Source organism: Nocardia crassostreae (assembly GCF_001613405.1).
In the GTDB taxonomy this organism is placed as follows: domain Bacteria; phylum Actinomycetota; class Actinomycetes; order Mycobacteriales; family Mycobacteriaceae; genus Nocardia; species Nocardia crassostreae.
The window spans coordinates 135,310-156,439 of sequence record NZ_BDCH01000012.1; the positions used below are offsets into that span (position 1 = coordinate 135,310).

At 68.7% G+C, this 21,130-nt stretch carries 26 protein-coding genes; 13 read left to right on the forward strand and 13 right to left on the reverse strand.

Annotated elements, in window-relative coordinates; genetic code table 11:
* Nucleotides 1-240: 240 nt before the first annotated feature.
* The gene (locus NC4_RS41475) at nt 241-1,212 is read right to left on the reverse strand and encodes an ATP-binding protein (protein WP_218020953.1); all 972 of its coding nucleotides are present in this window, start codon (nt 1,210-1,212) and stop codon (nt 241-243) included.
* A gap of 122 nt (nt 1,213-1,334) precedes the next feature.
* On the opposite strand from NC4_RS41475, the gene NC4_RS07380 reads away from it, so the two are divergent.
* From NC4_RS07380 to NC4_RS07395, 4 genes are all read left to right on the forward strand, one after another.
* Nucleotides 1,335-1,703: a VOC family protein gene (locus tag NC4_RS07380; RefSeq protein WP_067534215.1), complete on the forward strand. Its 369-nt coding sequence runs from the start codon at nt 1,335-1,337 to the stop codon at nt 1,701-1,703.
* Nucleotides 1,704-1,735: 32 nt separating this feature from the next.
* Nucleotides 1,736-2,197 carry an iron chaperone gene (locus NC4_RS07385; protein ID WP_067534218.1) on the forward strand — a complete coding sequence of 154 codons (462 nt, stop codon included), beginning with the start codon at nt 1,736-1,738 and terminating at the stop codon, nt 2,195-2,197.
* A 66-nt stretch (nt 2,198-2,263) separates the two neighbouring features.
* A complete protein-coding gene (locus NC4_RS07390) occupies nt 2,264-3,109 on the forward strand; it encodes an AraC family transcriptional regulator (RefSeq protein ID WP_067534221.1) in 846 nt (281 codons plus the stop codon).
* 71 nt (nt 3,110-3,180) lie between these two features.
* Nucleotides 3,181-4,197: an alpha/beta hydrolase gene (locus tag NC4_RS07395; protein ID WP_084528837.1), complete on the forward strand. Its 1,017-nt coding sequence runs from the start codon at nt 3,181-3,183 to the stop codon at nt 4,195-4,197.
* Here NC4_RS07395 and NC4_RS07400 read toward each other — a convergent pair.
* The 3 genes from NC4_RS07400 to NC4_RS07410 form a co-directional block, all read right to left on the reverse strand.
* Nucleotides 4,124-4,540: a nuclear transport factor 2 family protein gene (locus tag NC4_RS07400; protein WP_067534224.1), complete on the reverse strand. Its 417-nt coding sequence runs from the start codon at nt 4,538-4,540 to the stop codon at nt 4,124-4,126. The two genes, NC4_RS07395 and NC4_RS07400, sit on opposite strands and share 74 nt — an antisense overlap.
* Nucleotides 4,541-4,652: 112 nt before the next feature.
* Complete coding sequence (locus tag NC4_RS07405) at nt 4,653-5,528, reverse strand: LysR family transcriptional regulator (RefSeq protein ID WP_067534227.1); 876 nt, start codon at nt 5,526-5,528, stop codon at nt 4,653-4,655.
* Nucleotides 5,525-6,727, reverse strand: a complete 1,203-nt coding sequence (locus NC4_RS07410; RefSeq protein WP_157554354.1) for an MFS transporter — start codon at nt 6,725-6,727, stop codon at nt 5,525-5,527. The genes NC4_RS07405 and NC4_RS07410 overlap by 4 nt, the downstream gene beginning before the upstream one ends.
* A gap of 262 nt (nt 6,728-6,989) precedes the next feature.
* On the opposite strand from NC4_RS07410, the gene NC4_RS07415 reads away from it, so the two are divergent.
* From NC4_RS07415 to NC4_RS07430, 4 genes are all read left to right on the forward strand, one after another.
* Nucleotides 6,990-7,409 carry an ester cyclase gene (locus NC4_RS07415; protein WP_067534233.1) on the forward strand — a complete coding sequence of 140 codons (420 nt, stop codon included), beginning with the start codon at nt 6,990-6,992 and terminating at the stop codon, nt 7,407-7,409.
* Entirely contained in the window at nt 7,406-8,005 is a 600-nt protein-coding gene (locus NC4_RS07420; RefSeq protein WP_067534236.1) for a TetR/AcrR family transcriptional regulator, read from the forward strand. The genes NC4_RS07415 and NC4_RS07420 overlap by 4 nt, the downstream gene beginning before the upstream one ends.
* Nucleotides 8,002-8,946: an oxidoreductase gene (locus NC4_RS07425; RefSeq protein WP_067534239.1), complete on the forward strand. Its 945-nt coding sequence runs from the start codon at nt 8,002-8,004 to the stop codon at nt 8,944-8,946. The genes NC4_RS07420 and NC4_RS07425 overlap by 4 nt, the downstream gene beginning before the upstream one ends.
* Nucleotides 8,947-9,184: 238 nt before the next feature.
* Nucleotides 9,185-10,060, forward strand: coding sequence for a LysR family transcriptional regulator (locus tag NC4_RS07430; RefSeq protein ID WP_067534241.1), 876 nt, complete (start codon nt 9,185-9,187; stop codon nt 10,058-10,060).
* A gap of 37 nt (nt 10,061-10,097) precedes the next feature.
* Here the strand turns inward: NC4_RS07430 and NC4_RS07435 are convergent, their stop codons facing one another.
* The 5 genes from NC4_RS07435 to NC4_RS07450 all read right to left on the reverse strand — a co-directional run bounded on the left by NC4_RS07435 (nt 10,098) and on the right by NC4_RS07450 (nt 13,159).
* Complete coding sequence (locus tag NC4_RS07435; protein ID WP_067534243.1) at nt 10,098-11,036, reverse strand: sigma-70 family RNA polymerase sigma factor; 939 nt, start codon at nt 11,034-11,036, stop codon at nt 10,098-10,100.
* Nucleotides 11,037-11,046: 10 nt separating this feature from the next.
* On the reverse strand, nt 11,047-11,322 hold the full coding sequence (locus NC4_RS42245; protein WP_245721547.1) for a hypothetical protein: 276 nt from the start codon (nt 11,320-11,322) through the stop codon (nt 11,047-11,049).
* Entirely contained in the window at nt 11,307-12,233 is a 927-nt protein-coding gene (locus NC4_RS07440; RefSeq protein WP_245721548.1) for an NAD(P)/FAD-dependent oxidoreductase, read from the reverse strand. Before NC4_RS07440 ends, NC4_RS42245 begins: the two co-directional genes overlap by 16 nt.
* Nucleotides 12,234-12,367: 134 nt before the next feature.
* Nucleotides 12,368-12,892, reverse strand: coding sequence for an alpha/beta hydrolase (locus tag NC4_RS07445; protein ID WP_084528659.1), 525 nt, complete (start codon nt 12,890-12,892; stop codon nt 12,368-12,370).
* Nucleotides 12,893-12,898: 6 nt separating this feature from the next.
* Nucleotides 12,899-13,159: an alpha/beta fold hydrolase gene (locus tag NC4_RS07450; RefSeq protein WP_157554356.1), complete on the reverse strand. Its 261-nt coding sequence runs from the start codon at nt 13,157-13,159 to the stop codon at nt 12,899-12,901.
* A gap of 236 nt (nt 13,160-13,395) precedes the next feature.
* Between NC4_RS07450 and NC4_RS07455 the strand changes: the two genes are divergently transcribed.
* Complete coding sequence (locus NC4_RS07455; RefSeq protein ID WP_067534249.1) at nt 13,396-14,097, forward strand: DUF8020 domain-containing protein; 702 nt, start codon at nt 13,396-13,398, stop codon at nt 14,095-14,097.
* 102 nt (nt 14,098-14,199) lie between these two features.
* Nucleotides 14,200-15,117, forward strand: a complete 918-nt coding sequence (locus NC4_RS07460; protein WP_067535897.1) for an alpha/beta hydrolase — start codon at nt 14,200-14,202, stop codon at nt 15,115-15,117.
* Between the two features lie 22 nt (nt 15,118-15,139).
* Here NC4_RS07460 and NC4_RS07465 read toward each other — a convergent pair whose 3' ends face one another.
* The 4 genes from NC4_RS07465 to NC4_RS07480 all read right to left on the reverse strand — a co-directional run bounded on the left by NC4_RS07465 (nt 15,140) and on the right by NC4_RS07480 (nt 18,722).
* Entirely contained in the window at nt 15,140-16,033 is an 894-nt protein-coding gene (locus NC4_RS07465; protein WP_067534252.1) for an RNA polymerase sigma-70 factor, read from the reverse strand.
* A 53-nt stretch (nt 16,034-16,086) separates the two neighbouring features.
* Nucleotides 16,087-16,470, reverse strand: a complete 384-nt coding sequence (locus NC4_RS07470) for a DoxX family protein (RefSeq protein ID WP_067534254.1) — start codon at nt 16,468-16,470, stop codon at nt 16,087-16,089.
* A gap of 72 nt (nt 16,471-16,542) precedes the next feature.
* Nucleotides 16,543-16,842, reverse strand: a complete 300-nt coding sequence (locus tag NC4_RS07475; RefSeq protein ID WP_067534257.1) for a hypothetical protein — start codon at nt 16,840-16,842, stop codon at nt 16,543-16,545.
* 134 nt (nt 16,843-16,976) lie between these two features.
* Complete coding sequence (locus NC4_RS07480; protein ID WP_067534260.1) at nt 16,977-18,722, reverse strand: sensor histidine kinase; 1,746 nt, start codon at nt 18,720-18,722, stop codon at nt 16,977-16,979.
* 79 nt (nt 18,723-18,801) lie between these two features.
* Here NC4_RS07480 and NC4_RS07485 point away from each other — a divergent pair, with 79 nt between their 5' ends.
* The 3 genes from NC4_RS07485 (at nt 18,802) to NC4_RS07495 (ending at nt 21,060) form a co-directional block, all read left to right on the forward strand.
* Entirely contained in the window at nt 18,802-19,407 is a 606-nt protein-coding gene (locus tag NC4_RS07485) for a response regulator transcription factor (RefSeq protein WP_067534263.1), read from the forward strand.
* 173 nt (nt 19,408-19,580) lie between these two features.
* Nucleotides 19,581-19,928: a DoxX family protein gene (locus NC4_RS07490; RefSeq protein ID WP_067534266.1), complete on the forward strand. Its 348-nt coding sequence runs from the start codon at nt 19,581-19,583 to the stop codon at nt 19,926-19,928.
* Between the two features lie 73 nt (nt 19,929-20,001).
* Nucleotides 20,002-21,060: a hypothetical protein gene (locus NC4_RS07495; RefSeq protein WP_169814744.1), complete on the forward strand. Its 1,059-nt coding sequence runs from the start codon at nt 20,002-20,004 to the stop codon at nt 21,058-21,060.
* Nucleotides 21,061-21,130 lie beyond the last annotated feature (70 nt).

Here is a 21,130-nt window from a genome sequence, read left to right on the forward strand (position 1 = left end):
GCTCACCGGTCTCGACGAGTTGCTCGGACTCGAATTGGCGGATGGTTTCCAGGGCCCGGTAGCGGGTGCCGCTGGCGGACGGCACCGCGGTGAGCAGGCTCTGCTCGGTCAGCCGCGCCAGGCCCTCGGTGATCGTATTCGGTTTCAGCGGTGCGAATCCGGCCACCGCGGCGGCATCGGCGGCGGTGAACGGCGCCACGAAGACCGCGATGCGGCGCAGCAGGCAGCGATCCCACGCCGTCAGCAGGGCGTGACTCCAGTCCAGCATGGCCCGCACCGAGCGGTGCCGGTCGTCGGCGCGGCGGCCGCCGACGAGCAGGCGCAGTGGATCGGCGAGGCTCGCGGCCAGGCCGTCCAGGCCGAGGGTGGGCAGTCGGGCGGCGGCGAGTTCGATGGGCAGGGCGAGCCCGTCGAGCCGATGGCAGATCTCCGAAACCTGGTCGTGCTGTTCCGGATCCACCGGCCAGCCCAGGGCGGCGGCCCGGTCCAGGAACAGTGCGATGGCATCGGCGGCGGAATCGTCCAGGGAGAGCGGCGGTACCGCGTAGGCACCATGAGCCGCGCCCGGCTGGTGGCCAGGACGGTCACGCGCGGGCAGTCGGTGAGCAGCCGCTCGATGAACGGCCCGATGCCTTCGCGCAGGTGATCGCAATTGTCCAGGACCAGCAGGGTGTGCCGACCGGCGAGGACGGTCAGCACCGAATCGTCGATGCCGCGCCCGGGCTGCTCACCGACCCCGAGCGCCCGCGCCACCGCGGCTCCGGCCATATCCGGATCGGTCACCGGCACCAGATCGACGAACCAGGCGCCATCGGCGAATTCGCCCGCCAGATCCGCGGCGACGGCCAGGGCCAGCCGTGTCTTGCCGACGCCGCCGGGGCCCAGCGCGGTCACATGCCGCTGCGCGGCGACCGCCTCCCGCAAGGCGGCGCGTTCGGTGGCCCGTCCGACGAACGAGGTCAGCGGGGAGGGCAGGACCGCGACCGTCTCGCTGTCCGGTTCGGCCCGGGTGAGCTCGGCCGCGCGCCCGGCGAGCGCCCGGCGGTCCGGCACGCCGACCTTGCGCAGGAGCGAGGACACATGGGTTTCGACCGTGCGCACCGAGATATAGAGCTCGGCGGCGATCTCGGCATTACTGCGATGCTGCCCGACTAGAGTCAGGACCTCGGCCTCCCGGTCCGAGATCCCGGCGGAGACCTTCTGCTTCGACACGTCCCCATTCTCACGCATCCGGCACCCGCCGTCGCCCGAGACGGACCACGGGTTCTTTTCCGTGGTGCGCTCCGTGGTCGGCACGGATGTCGCGGTTTCCGGCTCTCCCTACCGTTGTATGCATGACGAAAGACGAACGGACCGAGAGCGAAACGGCAATCAAAACCGTTCTCCATCCCGTCTCCGACCTGGGGAAAGCCAAGCTGATGTACACCGCGCTGCTGGGTGTGCCGCCGCAGATCGACGGCACGTTCTATGTCGGCTTCGAGGTCGGCGGCCAGCACATCGGCCTGGTGCCCGGCGGCGGCCCGCAGGGCTTGACCTCCCCCGTGGCGTACTGGCACGTGACCGATCTCGACGCGAAGCTCGCCGAGCTCACCGCCGCGGGCGCCACCGTCCGGGAGCCGGTGCGCGATGTCGGCGAGGGCCGCCGCGTCGCCACCGTCACCGACCCGGACGGCAATGTCCTTGGCCTTCTGCAAGACCGATAACACGAAAAACACGGATAACAAAGGAAATCGAAATGACCACCCAGACCGCCACCCGCACCAATGGCAAGCCCAAGACCACCGTCGGCTTCTCCGCCGAAGAGCGCGCCGCCATGAAGGACCACGCCGCCGAACTCAAGACGGCCGCCCGCCGCGGCGCCAAGGCCGACCTGGAGCCCGACGTCCTCGCCAAGATCGCCGAAATGCAGGATTCGGATCGCGTGCTCGCCGAACGCATCCACGCCATCGTCAAGTCCAGCGCCCCCGCCTTGACCCCCAAGCTCTGGTACGGCATGCCCTCCTACGCCCGCGACGGCAAGGTCGTCGTCTTCTTCCAGTCCGCCGAGAAGTTCAAGGCCCGCTACGCCACCCTCGGCTTCAACGACTCCGCCACCCTCGACGACGGCGCCGTCTGGCCCACCGCCTTCGCCCTCACCACCCTGACCCCCGCCGCCGAAGCCCAGATCGCGGAACTCGTCGAGCGCGCCGCCGCCTGACGCCCGCCCCGAAGTCCGGCCTGTCACCGTCCCCCGGTGACAGGCCGGACTTCGTAGCAAGGCGGTATGTCCGTCGAGCCGGTTCGCCTCGCCGGGGCCGTGCTGGATATCGCGGTCCCGGCGCGGGCCGGGCGCGTGGCGGGGTTCGATATGGCCGGGTTCTCCGGCCGGGCCGACGGGGTCTTCGATATTCGGATGGTGCCGTTTCCGGCTCTGACGGTGTTCATCGATTTCGGGGATGTGGCGCTGGTCGACGAGGCCGGAGGGGAACGGCAGCGCGGTAGCGCTGTCGTCGGTCTCGCGCCCGAGGACGTGCGCGGGTACGGGCGGTATGCCGATCTGCTTCAGGTGCGGCTGTCGCCGGTGGTCGCGCACGCGGTGCTGGGTGCGCCGGGGGAGTCGAGCGGGACGGTGGTGGCGCTCGACGAGTTCTGGGGGCGTGATGGCGCGCGGATTCGGGAGCGGCTGCATGCGGGCGGGTCGTGGGCCGCGCGGTTCGCGATCGTGACCGAGATGCTCGGGCGGCGGTACGAGGCGGGGCGGGCGGTCGATCCGGAGATCGCCTTCGCGTGGGGGCGAATCGTGGTGAGCCGGGGGCGGATTCGGGTCGAGCGGTTGGCGGCCGAGGTCGGGTGGAGCCGGAAACGGCTGTGGTCACTATTCCGGGGGCAGATCGGGCTGACGCCGAAACGTGCTGCGCAGCTGGTTCGTTTCGATCATGCGGCGCATCGGCTCGCCGCGGGACACGGGGCCGCGCTGGTGTCGGCGGAGGGCGGGTTCGTCGATCAGTCGCATCTGTGCCGGGAGGTCATGGCGTTCGCCGGGCTGACGCCCGCGGGCCTCGCCGCCGCGCCGTGGCTCGCGGTCGATCCCGTGGCGTGGGCCGATCCGGCGTACGCACCCCGGATGTGACGGCGGGGCACTGTGCCCGGCGGGAACATTTCTCCAATACATCGGTCGGTGCGCCCCTGATGCTGGACGTCATGAACGACACAAGCGGCATCGACCGGCCGCCGCGGGGCATCCGGCTACTGGCTCCCCTGCAACGGGATCCGGACTGGGGATCGATGTCACCCGAGGATCTGGCCGCCTACAGCAGTACCGCCAATCGCAAGGCGAGTTCCCGTCTCCTCCGCGTGATCACCGGATTCCCCGATCGCGGCGCCACGATCGGCTGGCAGGAGGTGACGCTGGCCGATCGCACGCTCCGCGTCCGGGTGTATCGGCCGCGGCGGGACGGCGGTGCGGCGCTGCCGCTCGTGGTGCACGTGCACGGTGGCGGATTCGCGGGCACGGCGCCGCAATCCGATTGGGCGAACAGTCATTTCGCTGCGCGCCTGCCCGCGGTCGTCGTCTCTGTCGAGCACCGTCTCCTCGCGCCGGGGATATCGCTGCGGGCGGTCGCTGACGACTGCTGGGACGTCCTGCGAAATGTGGTGGAGCACGCGACCGAATGGGGAATCGACCCGGCGCGGGTGGCGGTCGCGGGGGAGAGCACCGGCGCACTGGTGTCCGCACTGGCCGCCATCCGGGCCGGGTCGAGCGGTCTCGAATTGCGGGCGCAGGTCCTGGTCAATCCCGTCACCGATCTGACCGAAGCCATGTTCGACTACCCGTCGATGACCCATTACGCCGACAGCGCCATGCTTTCCATCCCGAAACTGCGCTTGTTCCAGCGGCTCGCCGTCCCGCCGGGCACGGATCCGCGCCCGCTCTCACCCCTGCATGCCGCCACCCTGAGCGATCTCGCCCCCGCCCTCGTCGTGGTGCCGACCGTCGACCCGGTGGCGGACCACGGCCGCCGCTACGCCGAGCGGTTACGTGAATCCGGAACGCCAGCAGTACTTTCCGAGCATCGAGGCGCGACGCACGCATTCCTGGCCACACCCGGCGTGGTACCGCAGGCCGCGGTTGCCCGCGCGCGGATCACCGAGTTCCTCCGTGCCCGCCTCGCGGCGAGCCGGTCGGTCGATGCGGGGGGAACGGCTCGCCGAGGGTGAGGCGTAGGGCTTCGACGATCTTGCCCGCGCGGACGCGCATGAGGTTGACGCCCTCGACCCATTCGGCCGGGCCCGGGCCGAAACGGTAGTACCAGCGGATGGTGGCGCGGTCGCCCGCGACAATGACCTCCTGCGGGGTGAACTGGGTGCTGAGGTCCTCTACCAGGGGCTGCCGGAACGCCAGGCAGGCCGCGCGGCCGATGACGCGCTCGCCCCGGGGCGCGGGCTGGACCGATTCCATGACGCAGTCCTCGTCGACGAGATCGTCGAGGAGGGCGGGGGCGCGGTCCACGAAGGCGCGGTTGAACAGGTCCATGACCTCGGCGGTGCTGCGGATCGACACAGAGGCATCCTCGGAGTGGGCGAACAGGTGCCCAGCGATTCTGTGACGGCCGGAAAGACTTGGGAAACAAGTGTTTCCGGTGGCGGGTACAAATGGAATTTGTGACGGCCGGTCAGTGCACGGCGGCGTGCACGGCCTCGCGCAGCGCGGCCATCGGGCGTTGTGGAGCCTGATCGGTCCAGACCGTGACCACGTCGATGGGCTTGGCATCGGAGACCGGGAGCAGGTGGACGCCGTCATTGGCGTAGCCCCGGCCCATCGACCGGGGCGCGAGCCAGATCGCCTGACGGCGGGCCGCCAGAATCGGGCCGTCCTCGCTGTCCCGGACCGTGGGTTCGGCGGTTCCGGCGGGGCGGAGTTCGGCGATCCAATCCCTTTCGGCCGCATCGGAAACGAAGATCGCGGGCAGGACGACGGGGTCGGCGGCCAGATCCGCCAGCGCCACCGTGGCGCGGGCGGCGAGGCGATGCCCCGTCGCGACCGCTGCCACCCAGGGGTCCGCACCGATAACGTTGTGGTGCAGGCCGGTTTCGGCGACCGGAGCCCACATCAGACCGGCGTCCCCGCGCCCGGAATCCAGGATTCGCACACCCTCCCGCACCGTGCGCACGCTGATCAGCTCCACGCGCACACCCGGGGTGGCCGCTTCCACGGCATCGGCGATCCGAATCATGAGCGGCGCCGTCGTGCGCGGACAGCCCACGATCCGCAGGGTGTCGGATGCCGCGTCGGCGGCGGCCCGCACCTGCTCGGCCAGCACCCGCAGATCGGTCACCACCCGCCGGGCGCCCTCGGCGAGGACCAGCCCGGCGGCGGTGAGCTGCACCCCGCGCGAATCCCGCACCAGCAGCACCGCACTCAGATCCCGCTCCAAATGCCGGATCTGCGCGGACAGCGTCTGCTGGGTGATGTGCAGCCGCGCCGCGGCGCGGGTGATGTTCCGCTCCTCGGCGACCGCCAGAAACGACTCGAGCAGTCGGGTATTCACTGCGCGCCCAGCGTATTTCGCGTGGTCCACACCGCCAGGCAGGCCAGCCCGCTGAGCGCGGCCCCGAACCACAGCACCGCCGTGAGGGCGAGATTGTCGGAGATGAGGCCGCCGAACAGCGCGCCGAGGGCAATGGCCAGATTGAACATGGCGGCATTCAACGCGGAGGCGGCCTCCGCGGATTCCGGTGCGGCACGCAGGATCCAGGTCTGTACGCCGACCGGGATACCGCCGAAGGTCAAGCCCCACACGACGAGCAGCGTCAGACCGGTGCCCGGGGTGCCGCCGACGAGGGCGACGAGCACCAGGATCGCCGCGAGCACCGCGCTGATCGTAATGAGCGTCATGTGAATATCGCGTCCGGCCGCCGCACCGGTGAGGAAATTACCGGCGATACCCGCGATGCCGAAGGCCAGCAGCGCCGGTCCGACCATGGTCTTGTCGACCCCGGCCATGGTCTGCAGGATCGGGCTGATGAAGGTGAAGGCCGCGAAATGGCCGCTCACCAGCAGGAATGTCACGAGCACCGCGGCGCGCACCACCGGATTGCGGAACTGTTCGGCGAGGGTGCGCAGGTGCACCGGCTCGGTGGCGGGCAGCTGCGGCAACAGCAGGAGCAGCGCGACGACGACCACCAGCCCCAGCCCGACGAGGACACCGAAAGCGATTCGCCAGTCGGTCAATTCGCCGATCAGCGTGCCCGCCGGAATGCCCAGCACATTCGCCGCGGTGGCGCCGCCGAAGGCAATGGCCGTGGCGCGCGGCACGAACCGCTCGGGCACCATGCGCACCGCGATACTCGCGGCCAGCGCCCAGAATCCGCCGATGGCAATGCCGATCAGAAAGCGAGAAGCCAGCAGCAGCGCGAAATTCGGCGCGAAGGCCGAGAGCAGGTTCGCGCCGACCATCAGGGTGATGAGCCCGAGCAGCACGATGCGGCGATCCACGCGGCCGATCGCCACGGGCAGCAGCGGCGCGGTCGCCGAGGCCACCAATCCGGGTACGGTCACCATGAGCCCGGCCGTCCCCTCGGAGACGCCGAGCGCACCGCTCACCGAGGTCAGCAGCCCGACCGGCAACTGCTCGGACGTCACCACCGAGAACGTCCCCAACGCCACGGCCGCGACCCCGAACCAGCGGCGCAGCGACACCCGGTCGGATCCGGATTCGAGTGCCGGATCACCGACAGCGGACACCATTCGAAACTCCTCACCGGGATCGCATCCACCGGCCACCCTGGCCCCGCGATCCGGATCCTACAGTGCGCGAACCGATCCGGCCGAACAACGACGAAAACGGGAATGCGGCATTAACTCCGGAGTTAACGAGACGGGGACTTCGTGGAGCGACGGCCGCTGTGTCCGGGATCACCCGACGCGGGCGGAACATTCTTAGCGACGCTCTAGTTTGTTACGATGTACACACCGTGTACGGTGTAACCAAATCGATCGGAGGCGCATCATGTCGCACCACACCGTCGCCCACGCTTTCGCCGCCCTGATGAACGGTCACGACCCCAACGCGGTGGACGGATTCGTGGCGGAGAACTACATCAACCGCAACCCGTACGTCGAGGACGGTCGTGAGGCCAACCGCGAATTCTGGGGCCGCTGGTTCGCGGCCTTCCCCGACACGCGGGTGACGCTGGAAGATGTTGTGGTTTCCGGTGATCGGGTCGTGGGCCGGTTCACTTATCGGGGCACCCATGTCGGATCGCTGCTGGGCGAGGCCCCCACGGGCCGGGAGGTGGAGATGCGTTCGCTGGATATCTGGCGGGTGGAGGACGGAATGGCCGTGGAGCACTGGGACGAGCTCAATGGCATCGAGTTCTTCACGCAGTTGGGGCTGCTGCCCCCGATGCCGGGCAGTGCGCCCGCGTGACGGCGCAATCCGATGAGCCAACCCCCTCGCGGGCGCGGCAGCGCCGCGAGCGGGAACGGGAGCAGGCCAGGGCGGCGATCATGGACGCCGCCCGCGACCTCGCCCGCCGCGAGGGCTGGGATGCGGTGAGCATGCGCAAGCTGGCAGAACGGGTCGGTTACTCGGCCAACTACGCCTACCGCTATTTCACCGGCCGGGACGACATCCTGCTCGCCGTCGTGCGCGACGGCTTCGCGCGCCTGGCCGCCGCCATGCGCGCGGCGGGCCCGTCGGCGCACGACGCGGTGGCGGCGTATCTGGACTTCGCCCTCGACCACCCGGACCTCTATCAAGTCATGTACGGCCTGGGCGGAGTCCAGGTCCCGGCCGGAGCCACCGTCGCCGAAGGCGATGCCGTGGGCGCGGTGATCGCCGACCGCCTGGGTCTGAACGACCCCAACGACGACCGCATCCTGCGCCTATGGTCCACCGCCCACGGCCTGATCGCCCTGCACGCCATAGGGAAAGTCCCCCTCGCCCGCGCCCACCTGCACCGTCTACTCGCCGACGCGGTCGATGACCTTGCCCGCCAAGACATTTCAGGGAGCTCGCAATGACCACTCTCACCACCCCCGTGCGTCGTCACTGGACGGCCGCCGATATCCCCGACCAGACCGGCCGCACCGTCATCGTGACCGGCGCCAACAGCGGTCTCGGACACATCACCGCCCGTGAACTGGCCCGCCGCGGCGCGCGCGTCATCCTGACCGCCCGCGATCCGGGCAGAGGACGCGATGCGCTCGATCGGATCCGCCACGACCATCCCGGGGCTGCGGTGGAACTGCGCGCACTCGACCTGGCCGACCTCGCGTCGGTGCGCGCCTTCGCCGCCGGTATCGATACCCCGGTGGATGTTCTGGTCAACAATGCCGGAATCATGATGCCGCCCCGCAGACTCACCGCCGACGGCTTCGAATCCCAATTCGGCACAAACCATCTCGGCCATTTCGCACTCACCGGGCTGCTGCTGGAACAGCTGCGCGCCGCCCCTGCCGCCCGCGTGGTGACGGTGACCTCCACCCTGCACAAGAATGGGACCATTCGCTTCGACGACCTGCACGGCGAGCGCTCCTACAACCCGCGGGTCTTCTACGCGCAGTCGAAGTTCGCCAATGTGCTCTTCGCGCTCGAACTCGACCGGCGGACGCGGGCCGCCGCCACCCCGGTGACCAGCCTGCTGGCCCACCCCGGCTATTCGGCCACCAACCTGCAGTCGGCGGGACCGACGGGGATGATGAACCTGATCCTGAAGATCACCAACCGGTTCGTCGCCCAGGACGCCGAGATGGGTGCGCTCAACCAGCTCTACGCCGCCACCGCACCCGATGCGGAGGGCGGGCAGTTCATCGGCCCCGACGGCCGCGGCGAGTCCAAAGGCTACCCCGCTATCGTGCGACCGGCCTCGACGGCAATGAAACCCGAACTCGCGCAACGACTGTGGGCGATCTCGGAGCGACTGACCGGCGTGCGCTACGACCTGCCCGGCACTCGATCCTGAACGGGCGTGCCCCTCGTCGGCCCTCAGCCGTCCGAATCGGTCGGCAAGGGGGCCTTCGCGGGCGTTCGCGCCGTAGCGGGACGCTCGGTCTCCTCAGGTATCGGCTCCTTGTCCGGGAAATGTCCACTGGTCACCGCGGTGTTCGATGCCCGTCCTAGAATGGGCGGCCTGCTTCGGCTGAACAACGACGAAAAAGGCAATGCCGCATCAACCGCGGAGTTGACGAGACAGGGACTTCGTGGAGTTACGCGATATCGAGATCTTTCTGACGCTGGCGGAGGAGCTGCACTTCGGGCGGACGGCCGAACGGTTGAACGTCACTCCCGCACGCATAACCCAGGCGATCAAGAAGCAGGAGCGGCAGATCGGGGCGCTGCTGTTCGAGCGCACCAATCGCAGTGTGCGGCTCACTCCGCTCGGTGAGCAGTTGCGGCGGGATCTGCGACCCGTGTACGCGGGGCTCGCGGCCAGTATGCAGCGCGCCAAGCTGGCGGCTCGCGGCAAGTCGGCCTTGCTGCGGCTGGGCCTCATGCCCTTCAACACCACCGAGCTGCGCCGCTACTGGGACGAGTTCCGCCTCCGGCAACCCGATTGCGAATTGCGTATTCGCCGTTGCCCGTACGTCGATCCCTTCGGCACACTCCGCAGTGGCGAGTTCGACGCCCTGGTCGTCTGGTTGCCGGTGGCGGAACCCGATCTCACCGTCGGTCCGGTCCTGTTCACCGACGACCGTATTCTGGCCGTCAGCGAGGATCACGAACTGGCGGGGCTGGAATCGGTCTCGGTGGAGATGCTCGCCGACTTCCGTCACGTTACGGCCCCGCGCATGCCGGACTACTGGGAGGGCGCGTACCTCCCCTTCCACACGCCCGCCGGTCGCCCCATCCTGCGCGACCAGATCGCCACCAACAGCGATGAATTGATCGAAATGGTCGGCACCGGCGATATCGTGCACGCCTTCCCCGCCCATGTCATCCGCTATTGGGCGGTCCCACATCTGCGCTGGATTCCGGTCCCCGATATGCCGCCGCTGCCCTACGCCCTGGTCTGGCGCACCGCAGCCGAAACCGAGCCGATTCGTCGGCTCGCGGCCGTGATCCGGGACCTGCAATGAGCGCGTCCCGCGACCGGCGCGTCCCGCGACCGGCTGGCTACCACGATTCGAGCAGCGGGACATCGTGGTCGCGCCGCAGCCAGGCTGCGGTGAGGCGATCGAGCCGACGCGGGGCGGCGATGCCGTGCATGCTCGCGATCTTGTCATCGCGGATCTCCAGGACGGTGATGCCCACGATGCGGTCGTCGACGATGAACAGCATGGCGGGGCAGCCATTGACCGCGGCGGCGTGAATGGCGGGTGAGCCGCCCGCGAGCTTGCGTTTGGCCGGTGTCGGTGTGAAGCCGGAGCGCACGGCGTCGGCGATCCGCTGCGGCGTCGAGTAGCGGATGAGCGTCTCGGCCAGCCCCAGCGCGCCGTCGGAGGCGCCGGTCGCGTCATCGGTCAGCAGCGCGATCAGGCGTTCGGTGCGGCCGGAGGAGGCGGCGGCGACGAATGCCTCGACAATGCGGCGCGCGGCGGCCTGGTCGGTCTCGGTTCCCTTGCCCGCAGCGGTGATTCGGCGCTTGGCCCGGTGCGCGTGCTGCTGGCTCGCGGACTCGGTGATGCCGAGGATCTCGGCTGTTTCGGCATGGCTGTACGAGAAGGCTTCGCGCAGTACGTAAACGGCCCGTTCGACCGGTGCCAGCCGCTCCATGAGCATGAGTACTGCGAGGGTGACCGATTCGCGCTGCTCGGCAGTATCGGCCGGGCCGAGCATGGGGTCGCTGTCCAAGAGCGGTTCGGGCATCCAGGCGCCGATCGCGCGCTCGCGGCGTACCTTCGCCGAGCGCAGCCGGTCGATCGCCAGATTGGTGACGACCTTGGTCAGCCACGCCTCGGGCACCTCGACGTAGTGCCGGTCGGCGGCCTGCCACTGCAGGTAGGCGTCCTGCACCGTGTCCTCGGCGTCGGCGGCCGAGCCCAGTAGGCGATACGCAAGCGAGGCCAGCCGATTCCGGCTGGCCTCGAAATGCTCCACGGTGGCAATGCTCATGAGCCAGACCCTATGCGGGAACCACCTCGGGCGAGACATCACGGGCGGCCAAGCGGTACTTGTGATCCAGCTTCCCGAATGTCGGCCGACTGATCGCCCAGGCGCTGGTCGCCACGATCGCCGCCTTGACCCGCGCCGCCGAGCGGCCGCACAGGGCGCCGGACTTGGAGTGCGCCGCATCGTCGACCAGCTGGAAGATCCCGTCCTTGCGGCCGAGGCTGATGTGGTTGCCGAAATACGTCAGCGCGGTCGCCTTGATCTTCCGCCCGGTCAGATCCCCCACCATGGCGGATGTCGCCTGTGCGCTGGTGAAACCCGCTGAGGCGCAGGACATCGGCAGGGCAGGTCGTTCTCGCCGATGACGAAGACGCTGTCACCGGCCACGTAGACATCGGGGTGCGAGATCGACCGCAACTGCCGGTCGACGGTGATCTGGCCATTGGGTTCCACGGCGAGGCCGCTGGCGGCGGCGATCGGGTGCACGGCGAATCCCGCCGTCCACACGGTCGCGTCCGAGGCGAAGAAGGCGCCGTCGGCGGCGAAAGCGCCCGCCTCCCCGACGCGTTCGATCTCGGTGTGCTCGTGGACCGTGATACCGAACCGTTCGATGGCGCGCTGCAGGTGACGGCGCGCCTTCGGTCCCAGCCAGCCGCCCAGCTCACCCCGGGTGGCGAGGCTGACCCGCAGGCCCGGCCGGGCCTCGGCGATCTCGGTGGCGGCCTCGATGGCGGTCAGATTGCCGCCGACCACCAGCACCCGCCCGTTCTCGCCCAGCTCGTCCAAGCGGGCGCGCAGGCGCAGCGCGGACGGCCGCGCCGCCCCATGGAAGGCGTGCTCGGCGACGCCCGGAACGCCTTGATCGGCGACGGTGCTGCCCAGCGCGTAGAGCAGGGTGTCGTACTCGAGCCGGTCGACGCCCTCGTCATCGGCGATGGTGACCGTCCGGCGGTCGGCGTCGACGCCGGTCACCCGGGCCAGCCGCAGTCGAATATCGGTGCCCGCGAACACCTCCGCCAGCGGCCGGTGCGGGAGCTCGTGCCCCGCGGCCAGCTGGTGCAGCCGCAGCCGCTCGACGAAATCGGCTTCGGCATTGACAACGGTGATCTCGAAGTCGTCGGCATGCAGCTGGCGGGCCAGATATCCGGCGGAGTAGGCCCCGGCGTATCCGGCTCCGAGGACGACGATGCGGTGCTTCATGATTCGCTCCTGTCTGGTTCGCGTGCTACCTGAACGAGACAGCCGCCGCATCCCTGACAGCCTCGAGCGTGATGTGGGTCACCCGGCTGCGCGGGCCACGAGCTCCACGACATCGGGCAGGTTGTTCTCGGTGGTCAGATGGCCCATGCCGGGGATGACCCGTAGCTCGGCGCCCACGGTCCGTCGCACCGCGGGCGCCATCGACCGGGGCGGCAGGAAGCGATCGAATTCCCCACGGTGACCAGGCATTCCCGATCGGCGCGCCGGGACAACAGCGCGCCCGGCAAGGGTGGCGGCGCCAAGGTCGTGCGGCAATGGGTGGCGAGGAGGGTCATCCATTCGACCTCGGCCGCAGGCGGTTCCCGGCCGGGCCCGACGAACAGCCGCAACATCCGGCGAGTGTGCTCCTGCCTGGGCCGGAGCAGCCACACAGCCGAAGCCAGCGCCGCTTCGGGATCCACCCGGAGCCGGATGAAGCCCGCGGGCGACACCAGTACACGCGCCGATATCCGGTCCGACCCGGCGGCCGGCGCCACCGCGCCGCCCAGCGAATTGCCCACCAGCACAATCCCGGTCGCTCCCAGTGACTCCAGCACCTCGTCCACTACCCGTCCGTACCAGGCTGTCCGGGATCGGTGCGGCCGATACGGCGCGCTCAGCCCCGGTTAGCCGGGCAGATCCACCACCGTGGTCGGCCAGCGCGCCGACAAGGCTCGCAGCCACGGTAGGGCGGCGGCGGAGTTGAATCCGGTTCCGGGCACCAGCACGACCCGGGGCTCCCCGGTTCCCGCCGAGGCGAGGTGAACTCGCCCGGCCCTGGTGTCCACGATGGCGGTGGTGACCGGAAAGTCCGCGTGCGCCAAGATCTCCGAGCACCACCGCTGCACAGCGGCCTTGCCATGGGAGCTCTTGTACACGGTCGGCACCACCTCAGTGTGCGCGACGGCCGGGCAATCCGTCGCCGCATCACTAAACGATCATCGGGCGCTCCAGCGGGAATCATTGCCGGTCACGCCGGGCCGCGACCCGTCCTACGCTGATCGGGATTGCCTTCGCCAGCACCGCCATTGCATTGACAGTGATGTAATTCCGTTGGGGGACAGTATGTCTCGTGTGGCAGCGGCGGTGGTGCGGGCAACCCTACGACGGATTGGGACATCGAATGAAATTCCGCAGTACCACGGCGGCGGCCGCGCTGGTCGTCGGCGCGTTGACCGCCGGGCTGGGGACGGCGCATGCCGAGCCCGCCGCCCCGGCCGAACCGGGGATCAAGTACTCGCTCAAGGTGGTCGACAAGACCGTGGTCGCCGCGCTGCGCGGCGCGAAGTTCACGCTGACCGAGCAGGACGGGGCGACGCCCGACGCCCCGAAGACCCAGGTGGCCAACATCATGGACGAGAGAGGTGCGACGGTGGTGTCGATGCCGCTGGACTACCGGATCGGGGACGTACCGGTTCCGGTCACGGCGGTCATGAAGAACGACGACACCGTTCTCGAGATCACGCCGGTGAAGCCGGAAGGGGTGCAGATCCCCGATCAGCCGGTCGCGGTGAAACCGATCGCCTCCCCCGCCGAGGACCAGAAGGCGTTGAACGAGTTCAGCGGCAAGCTGTCGGTCGCCGCGCAGGTCGGCGGCCTGGTCGGCAGCATTATCGGTTTCGTCGTCGGCTGCGTCGCCAGCATCGTGATCGGCTGCATCCCCGGCGGTGTCGCCGGTGTCCCCGCGGGCGGAATCCTCGGCGGCCTGCTCGCGGGCGGCCCCACCCTGGTCGCCGCGGGTATCGACCTGATGAACACCTGGCAGGCCGCGCCGGGCACCTCCAAGTGGGCCGACCCCCAGCCGCAGCCCGCGCCGCAGAACTAGGGCGCGGCGCCGAGGGCGACGCCGAGCGGGATCAGCCCGGCTGTCGCTCGGCGTCGCCACCGACTGGCTGCTGCGCGGTGGTCCGAGCGTAGGGTGGATTTCGTGCAACTCGGGCTAACGAATCTGATCGACCCGCATCTCCGCCAGTTCGTCGACGAGTCGCGGACCTTCTACGAAAACCGTTCGGCTGGAAGAGGTCCCAACGGTTTCGCTGAACTTCGCACCTTCCGGGCCGAGGCCGCCGCGCCCGCCCCGGCGAGCCCACCGGCGGTCGAAGAGCTCGTCACGGTCGATGGCCGCAGCGTCCCGGTACGGATCCACACGCCCGTGGGCAGGGCGGCCGACGGCGTATTGCTGGAAATGCACGGGGGCGGCTTCTATATGGGGTCGGCCGCGGCGAGCGATGTCGCCAACCGCAGGCTCGCCGATGCGCTCGGCATCGCGGTCGTGAGCGTGGACTATCGGCTCGCGCCCGAACATCCCTGGCCAGCCGCCCCGGACGATTGCGAAACCGCCGCGCTCTGGCTCGCCGAGCACGCCGGGCAGCGCTTCGGAACGACGCGGCTGGCCGTCGGCGGTTTCTCGGCCGGATCGACGCTGGCGATGACGACGCTGCTGCGGCTACGCGATCGAGACGTTTCCGCATTCGACTGTGCCGTACTGCAATTCGGCACGTACGACCTGAGCGCGCGGACACCGGCCGGACGTCTGATCGCCGACGAGTACTTCCTCGCGGCCTACGCCGGTACCGCGCCCGACCGCACGCACCCCGACCTGTCCCCGGCCTACGCCGACCTCGGCGGTCTTCCGCCGATCCTCATGGTCGTCGGTGAGGCCGACATCCTGCTGCAGGACAACCTCGCCATGGCCGCCCGCCTGTCGGCCTCCGGCTCGCCCGTTGACCTCCGCGTCTACCCCGGTGCGCCGCACGGCTTCACGGGCCATCCGACCCCCATGGCGCGAGCCGCACTCGACGACATCGACACCTGGCTGGGCGGGCACCTCGGCTCGGCGCTGTAACCAGGCTTATGGTTATCGCAGGTCACCGCACGCTGAGCGCCGTCACCTCATCGAGGTGGGTCAGCTTCTCCGGGTTGCGGACGAAGTAGAGGCCGGTGATGCGGTCGTTGTCCATGCGGAAGGACATGAGGCCGATTTCGTTGTCCCAGCGCAGGACCAGGGCCGGGTGGCCATTGACCACGGTCGGTTCCGTGCTGAGGGTCGCGCCGATCTTGCCGAAGCCGATGAGGAGGTTGCGCAGTACGCGCTCGATGCCGATGATCGGGCGCGTGGCCGCCGTCTTGATGCCGCCGCCGTCGGTGAGCAGGACGACATCGGGGGCCAGCACATTGAGAAGACCCTGCGGGTCACCGGTTTCCAGGGCTTGCTGGAACGATTCGAGGGCCGCTCGCGCTTGGCTCGGGGAGACCACCGAGCGGGGGCGGCGGGATTCGACATGTCCGCGCGCCCGGTGGGCGATCTGCCGGACGGTCGCGGGCGTTTTGTCCACTGCGGCGGCGATTTCCTCGTAGCTGACGTCGAAGACCTCGCGCAGGACGAAGACGGCGCGTTCGGTGGGTGACAGTGTCTCGAGGACGAGCATCAGCGCCATCGACATGCTTTCCGCGAGTTCGACGTCCTCGGCCACGTCCGGTGCGGTGAGCAGCGGTTCCGGCAGCCAGGGGCCGACATAGGATTCCTTGCGGCGCTTCAGCGTTCGCAGCCGGTTGAGCGCCTGGCGGGTGGTGATCCGGACCAGATAGGCACGATTGTCCTGCACCGTGTCCAGGTCGACCTCCACCCACCGCAGCCAGGTTTCCTGCAGCACGTCTTCGGCGTCGGCCGCCGAGCCGAGCATCTCGTAGGCAACGGTGAACAGCAGATTGCGATAAGCGACGAAAGCCTCGGTCGCCGCGTTTCCGGTCGTGCCGCCCATACCCGAGCCCTACTCCTCAAACCTGGTCGCAAATGCCCGGCAAGGCTACCGGATCAGGCCCCGAACGGTTCGAGCACGAACCGCCCCCACACCACGAAGCCCGCCATACTCAGGTAAACCACATTCGCCGTGATCACCTTGTACTCGCCGTCGCGGATGTGCACCGCGATCGCGCCGACCATCAGCAACGCCCAGCACACCGCGGTCACCGGCACCAGCGCGGGGGCGATCCCCAGTACCGCGGGCAGAATCAACCCGGCCGCCGCCAGAACCTCCACCCCGCCGAGGGTTTTGACCACCCCGCCGCTCACCTTCTCGGTCCACAGCGCTCCCGGCGCCTGCGCCAGCTTCGCCTGCGGCGTGAAGGCCTTGATATTGCCGCTGACCAGCGCGACAGCAGCCAGCAGTCCGGTGACGATCCACAGTGCGATGTTCATGAGGTGCTCCTTTTCCGATGTTCGGCCTGGAGACACCAAGCGGCCGATCCTCGTGACATCGCGTGACGTAGGTCACGTGCACCGGGTTTCGTCGATGATTTCGCCGGTGAGCGTGGATGTCTCCAGCATCAATGCCCCGGTGGCGTCCACCAGCGGGATGCCCTGTGCGGCAGCGATGGCGCACAGCATGTTCTCGGCGCGGTCCCAGCGCCAGGTGTCGAGGTAGGTGCCGTCCTCGAGCCTGGTGAGCCGGGTTTCGGTCAAGCCCGGATTGGCCAGGCGCATTCCGTCGATGAGGGTTCTGCGTTGCGCCAGGAGATTGTCGAGATCGGCACGGGCGACTCGAAATCTGTGCATTCTGACCACGGCCATACCGGCGTCCTCGCTCCTTCGGGTCTTGTCGTGTGGACGAGTACGAGCCTGACATCGCAAGAGGCCGGGGAGTAGTGTGCCGGGCACCGATCGCGCATGCATCCGGCAGCGTGCAACCGTGCAGAATGCACTGGTCAGCAAGGCGCCGCGGCCTCGAGGCGGAACTCGCCCTCGCCGGTCGACGTCGTGAACGACCCGCCCGCATCGAGTACGCGGGCGCGCATGTTCCGCAAGCCCTGTCCCGACCCGTCCGCGGCCGCCGTCGCGCCCACGCCGTCGTTGTGAATGTTCATCTGCACGTTCTGATTTCGGCTTCGACAGTGGATCTCGACGCGCGTCGCGGTGCTGTGGCGCAGCACATTGGTCACCGCCTCCCGCACGACCAGAGCCAGCACGGTGTCGGCCCGCTCCGGCAGGTCGTCGTCGCAGTCGATGCTGACGGTCGCAATGGCGGCGGCGAGTATCGTTCGGGCCGAATCGAATTCGTTCCGCAGCGACAGGGCGGCCCGGTCGTCGGTGAGGGCGAGCGCCTCGAACTGGGCGTCGGCCGCGATGCGCAGGGCCTGGTCGATCTCGGATGCCGCCCGGCGCGGATCTCGGGAGATCAGTTCGCTGATGAGATCACATTTCAGCGCCAGTACGGACAGCGTCAGTCCGAGCAGATCGTGGATGTCGCGAGCCAGCCGCAGGCGTTCGAGATGCGCTGTCCGAGTGGCCAGTTCGGCTCGTGACCGATTCAGTTGCGTCGACAGCTGGTGGAATCGTGAAAGACCGAAGAGGACCAGGATCGTCTGCAGGGCGAGCAGCACCCAGCTGGTTCGATCGGCCAGCGCGCCGGTCGGTTCGGTGAAGACCGCACGCAGCGCGAAGAAGCCGATCGCCGCGACCACCCAGGGTGCGCGCTGGCGCAGCAGCGCGGCCACGGCGAGCAGGCTCAGCCACGAACACCAGGACGGACCGAGCCACAGCAGCGAAATCACGGTGAGAGCCAGCTGAACCCGCAGCAGTGGCACCGCGAACCGCGCCCGGAGAACCTGTGCCAGTAGCAGTGCGGAGAAGGCGAGCCCACCCGCCGCGTTCAACACCTGATACTGCGGGACCTCCATGACCTGATTGGCGCTGATCGCCAGCAGGCTCGCCACCAGTGCGGCCAGTGTCAGCCGAGGAGCCAACCGCGCCACCGGCGCCCGGTCCGTGGCGGGCCTGTCGAAATCACGCTGGGTCGCCGTGGTGCGGCGCATCATGGCGACGATCGTGCGCGTACGGTCGGCCACATCATCGGCCGTGCGACATGCGCGGTCCGGCGATTCCGCCATTTCGCGTCGCACCAGACGCAGGCGGTCCATCACCACGAGGAGTTGTTCGCCGAGCCCGGCGCGGAGCTCCCGCGCGACCCGGAATCGCTCCTCGGCGCGTATGACCCGTGTCAGTTCCTCCTGTGTCGAGTCCAGTTGATCGACCAGGTCCGGCAATCTCAGCAGGCTGCTGAGCACCAGGCCGACGGCCGCTGTCCCGATAGCGGCGTGCAGGTATGCGGTGGCGCTCGCATGCAATCCGTGGTCGAGGGGACCGGCCGCCACGACCACGGCGCCGAAGGCGAGCCACCGTGAGCGCCGTCCGGGCCCCAATGCGACGGTGGCGGCCAGCAGGCCGTCGAGATCGACTGCGGCGGTATGGAAGAAGGCGATCGGCAGATAGGTCGCCACGACTTGCGCGACCAGGACGGGCCGGGTCGGGCCCGGCCACCGATGCGCCATGACCAGCAGGACGGCCTGCGCGACGGCGCAGCAGGCGGTAGCAATGCCGTTCCCGCCGAATACGACCGGGAGGATGCACGGGACCAAGAACAGGTACCCGATCGACCGGGAGAGCAACGACACGCGATGATTGCATACCGTTCGGCCGGTTCTTAGCAACTTGAACACCGCTGAGGTGGGCCGCAGTGAGGAGAGGGATCAGATGATCAGAATACTGATCGCCGAGGATATGCGTCTGCTGCGCGAAACCCTGGTGGCATCACTGGAGTTGGAGGACGACCTCGTGGTGGCCGCGGTGCTGGAGGAGGGTGGATCCATCGTGGCGACGGTGGCCACGGAGGACATCGATCTCGCCATCCTCGATATCGATCTCCCGGGTAAGGACGGACTCACCGCCGCCGCCGAGATTCGCCGCGACCATCCGCACTGCCGGGTGCTGATGCTGACCTCGCTGGCGAGTCCCGGTCATGTCAAGCGCGCCATCGATATCGGCGTCTCCGGATTCGTACTCAAGGACAGCTCACGCCGAGATCTCTTGCACGCCGTCCGTACCGTCGCGGCGGGTGGCAGCGTCCTCGATCCCGGACTGGCATTCACGGCACTGCGCGGCCCGGCCAACCCGTTGACCGACCGCGAGGTCGACGTCCTGCGCTGCCTCGCCAGCGGAGCCGACCCGAAACAGATCGCCGCGCAACTGCATCTGTCCTACGGCACGGTCCGCAACTATCTCGCTGCCGCGGCGGCCAAACTGCAGGCACGCACCCGAGTCGACGCCGTGCGTATCGCTCAGCAAGCAGGCTGGCTCTGACCCACACGCACTGTGCACCGACGAGCCGTGCGTTTTGCACGGTTCGTCACTTTCGAATGCATGTCGAGGTCATGACGCGGCGCACTACTGCGCACCGTCCCGCGATGTGACGCTTTCCTTGCTCGAAACGGACATCGAGGCGCCTGCCTCGACCAGCAAAGGAATGGTCTCTCATGAACATCGCGTACCACATCGTCGGAGTCGTCGCGGCCCTGTGGATCGGCTTCTCCGGTTTCTCCCTGTTCACCAAGAAGCAGTTCGTCGTCGAACCGCTCCAGCAGTACAACGTCCCCGAATCCTGGTGGAACTGGCTGGCGTTGGCGAAGTCCGCCGGAGCCCTCGGGCTGGTCGTCGGCTTCGTCATCCCCCCGATCGGCGTCGCGGCCGCGGTCTGCCTCATCGCCTACTTCCTCCTCGCCTCGGCCACGTCCATCCGGGCCGGTCACGCGGGATCGGCTGTCTTTCCGGTCCTCTACCTCGTCCCCGCCGCCGCGACGGTCGTTCTCCAGTTCGCCAAGTGACCGGAAGCCCACGTCTCGGCGGCAGCCGATATGCGAGACTGGCGCTGTGCAGTCCGAGCGCAAGGTTCACTTCGTGGGCAGCCTGCCCGCACAGTTGGACAGTCCAGAGAAGGCAATGGGGTTCGCGGTCGAAACGGCCGGTGAATTCCTGGATGGCATGGTGCCGGGCTGTGAAGCGGATCCATACCGCGCCCAGTGGTATGTCAGACCCATTATCGACCGGCTCGGCGGGATCCCGGCGCTGGCGCCGGTGCGCAGCGGTGATTGGTCGACGCTGCGTTCCCGCGACACCTTTCGGCTGCGGGCGGGCCGATCGCTAGCTGAAGCCGATCTCGACGCGGCGCTCGGTTATGCGGAGGAGGCCCGGCGTGCCGGGGACGCGTTGGCCGACCTGCGCCGAACCGATCCCGGACTGCGCTTACAGGTAGGAATACCGACACCCTTTGTCGTAGGTTTCATCGCCTTCGAGGCGCGCATGCTCAGGTGGCGTCGGGGCTTCCCCTATTACCGCCCGATTGTCGACGCCACTGTCAGGGAGATCGTCCGTATCCATGAGGCGTTGCAGGACAACGTCGTATTCCAACTCGAACTGGCAGCCGAGACGCTCCTCTGCGCAGGGACACCCCCGGTGCTGCGGCAGGGCCCGGCCACCGCGGCGGGTCGAGCGATCGCACGCCTCGTCGCACGGGCCCCCCACGATTCCCGTTTCGGTGTGCACCTGTGCTACGGGAGCCTCGACGACAAGCCGGTCGTGGCGCCGCGGTCGACGGCCGCGGTTGTAGCGCTGGCCAACGCGATCGCGCGATTCTGGCCTGCGGGAAGGCATCTCGATTTCGTCCACCTGCCCATCGGCGACGGCAAGCAGGCGCCGGTTCGGCCGCGGTACTACGCGCCGCTGGCGCGCCTCGAATTGCCTGTCACCACGCGTCTTATCGCCGGGCTCGCGCATCCGACGCAACCGCTTGCGCAGGCACGACAGGCGCTGGCGGCGGCGGAATCGGCCTACGGCGGCCGGTTGGACGTCGCGGCTCCCTGCGGTCTGGGCCGCTATGCGACCGTCGACCGGGCGCGGTCCGCGGTAGCGCACGCGGTCGCCTTGGCTGAAACGGATCTGAGCCCGCGGCGTGTTTGATTGTGTTGTGTCGGAGCATGTTTCGCTGATGGCTCGATCGGGAGAACGCGGTCGGGCGGAGCGGCGCCTC

What these genes read in the sequence shown, in the direction of transcription:
- NC4_RS07435 (WP_067534243.1), bottom strand. Translation starts at nt 11,036, where the DNA reads ATGAGCATTGCCACCGTGGAGCATTTCGAGGCCAGCCGGAATCGGCTG.
- NC4_RS07490 (WP_067534266.1), top strand. Translation starts at nt 19,581, where the DNA reads ATGAACATCGCGTACCACATCGTCGGAGTCGTCGCGGCCCTGTGGATC.
- NC4_RS42245 (WP_245721547.1), bottom strand. Translation starts at nt 11,322, where the DNA reads ATGGTGGGGGATCTGACCGGGCGGAAGATCAAGGCGACCGCGCTGACG.
- NC4_RS07415 (WP_067534233.1), top strand. Translation starts at nt 6,990, where the DNA reads ATGTCGCACCACACCGTCGCCCACGCTTTCGCCGCCCTGATGAACGGT.
- NC4_RS07425 (WP_067534239.1), top strand. Translation starts at nt 8,002, where the DNA reads ATGACCACTCTCACCACCCCCGTGCGTCGTCACTGGACGGCCGCCGAT.
- NC4_RS07380 (WP_067534215.1), top strand. Translation starts at nt 1,335, where the DNA reads ATGACGAAAGACGAACGGACCGAGAGCGAAACGGCAATCAAAACCGTT.
- NC4_RS07485 (WP_067534263.1), top strand. Translation starts at nt 18,802, where the DNA reads ATGATCAGAATACTGATCGCCGAGGATATGCGTCTGCTGCGCGAAACC.
- NC4_RS07390 (WP_067534221.1), top strand. Translation starts at nt 2,264, where the DNA reads ATGTCCGTCGAGCCGGTTCGCCTCGCCGGGGCCGTGCTGGATATCGCG.
- NC4_RS07440 (WP_245721548.1), bottom strand. Translation starts at nt 12,233, where the DNA reads ATGAAGCACCGCATCGTCGTCCTCGGAGCCGGATACGCCGGGGCCTAC.
- NC4_RS07385 (WP_067534218.1), top strand. Translation starts at nt 1,736, where the DNA reads ATGACCACCCAGACCGCCACCCGCACCAATGGCAAGCCCAAGACCACC.
- NC4_RS07410 (WP_157554354.1), bottom strand. Translation starts at nt 6,727, where the DNA reads ATGGTGTCCGCTGTCGGTGATCCGGCACTCGAATCCGGATCCGACCGG.
- NC4_RS07470 (WP_067534254.1), bottom strand. Translation starts at nt 16,470, where the DNA reads ATGAACATCGCACTGTGGATCGTCACCGGACTGCTGGCTGCTGTCGCG.
- NC4_RS07465 (WP_067534252.1), bottom strand. Translation starts at nt 16,033, where the DNA reads ATGGGCGGCACGACCGGAAACGCGGCGACCGAGGCTTTCGTCGCTTAT.
- NC4_RS07475 (WP_067534257.1), bottom strand. Translation starts at nt 16,842, where the DNA reads ATGGCCGTGGTCAGAATGCACAGATTTCGAGTCGCCCGTGCCGATCTC.
- NC4_RS07455 (WP_067534249.1), top strand. Translation starts at nt 13,396, where the DNA reads ATGAAATTCCGCAGTACCACGGCGGCGGCCGCGCTGGTCGTCGGCGCG.
- NC4_RS07395 (WP_084528837.1), top strand. Translation starts at nt 3,181, where the DNA reads ATGAACGACACAAGCGGCATCGACCGGCCGCCGCGGGGCATCCGGCTA.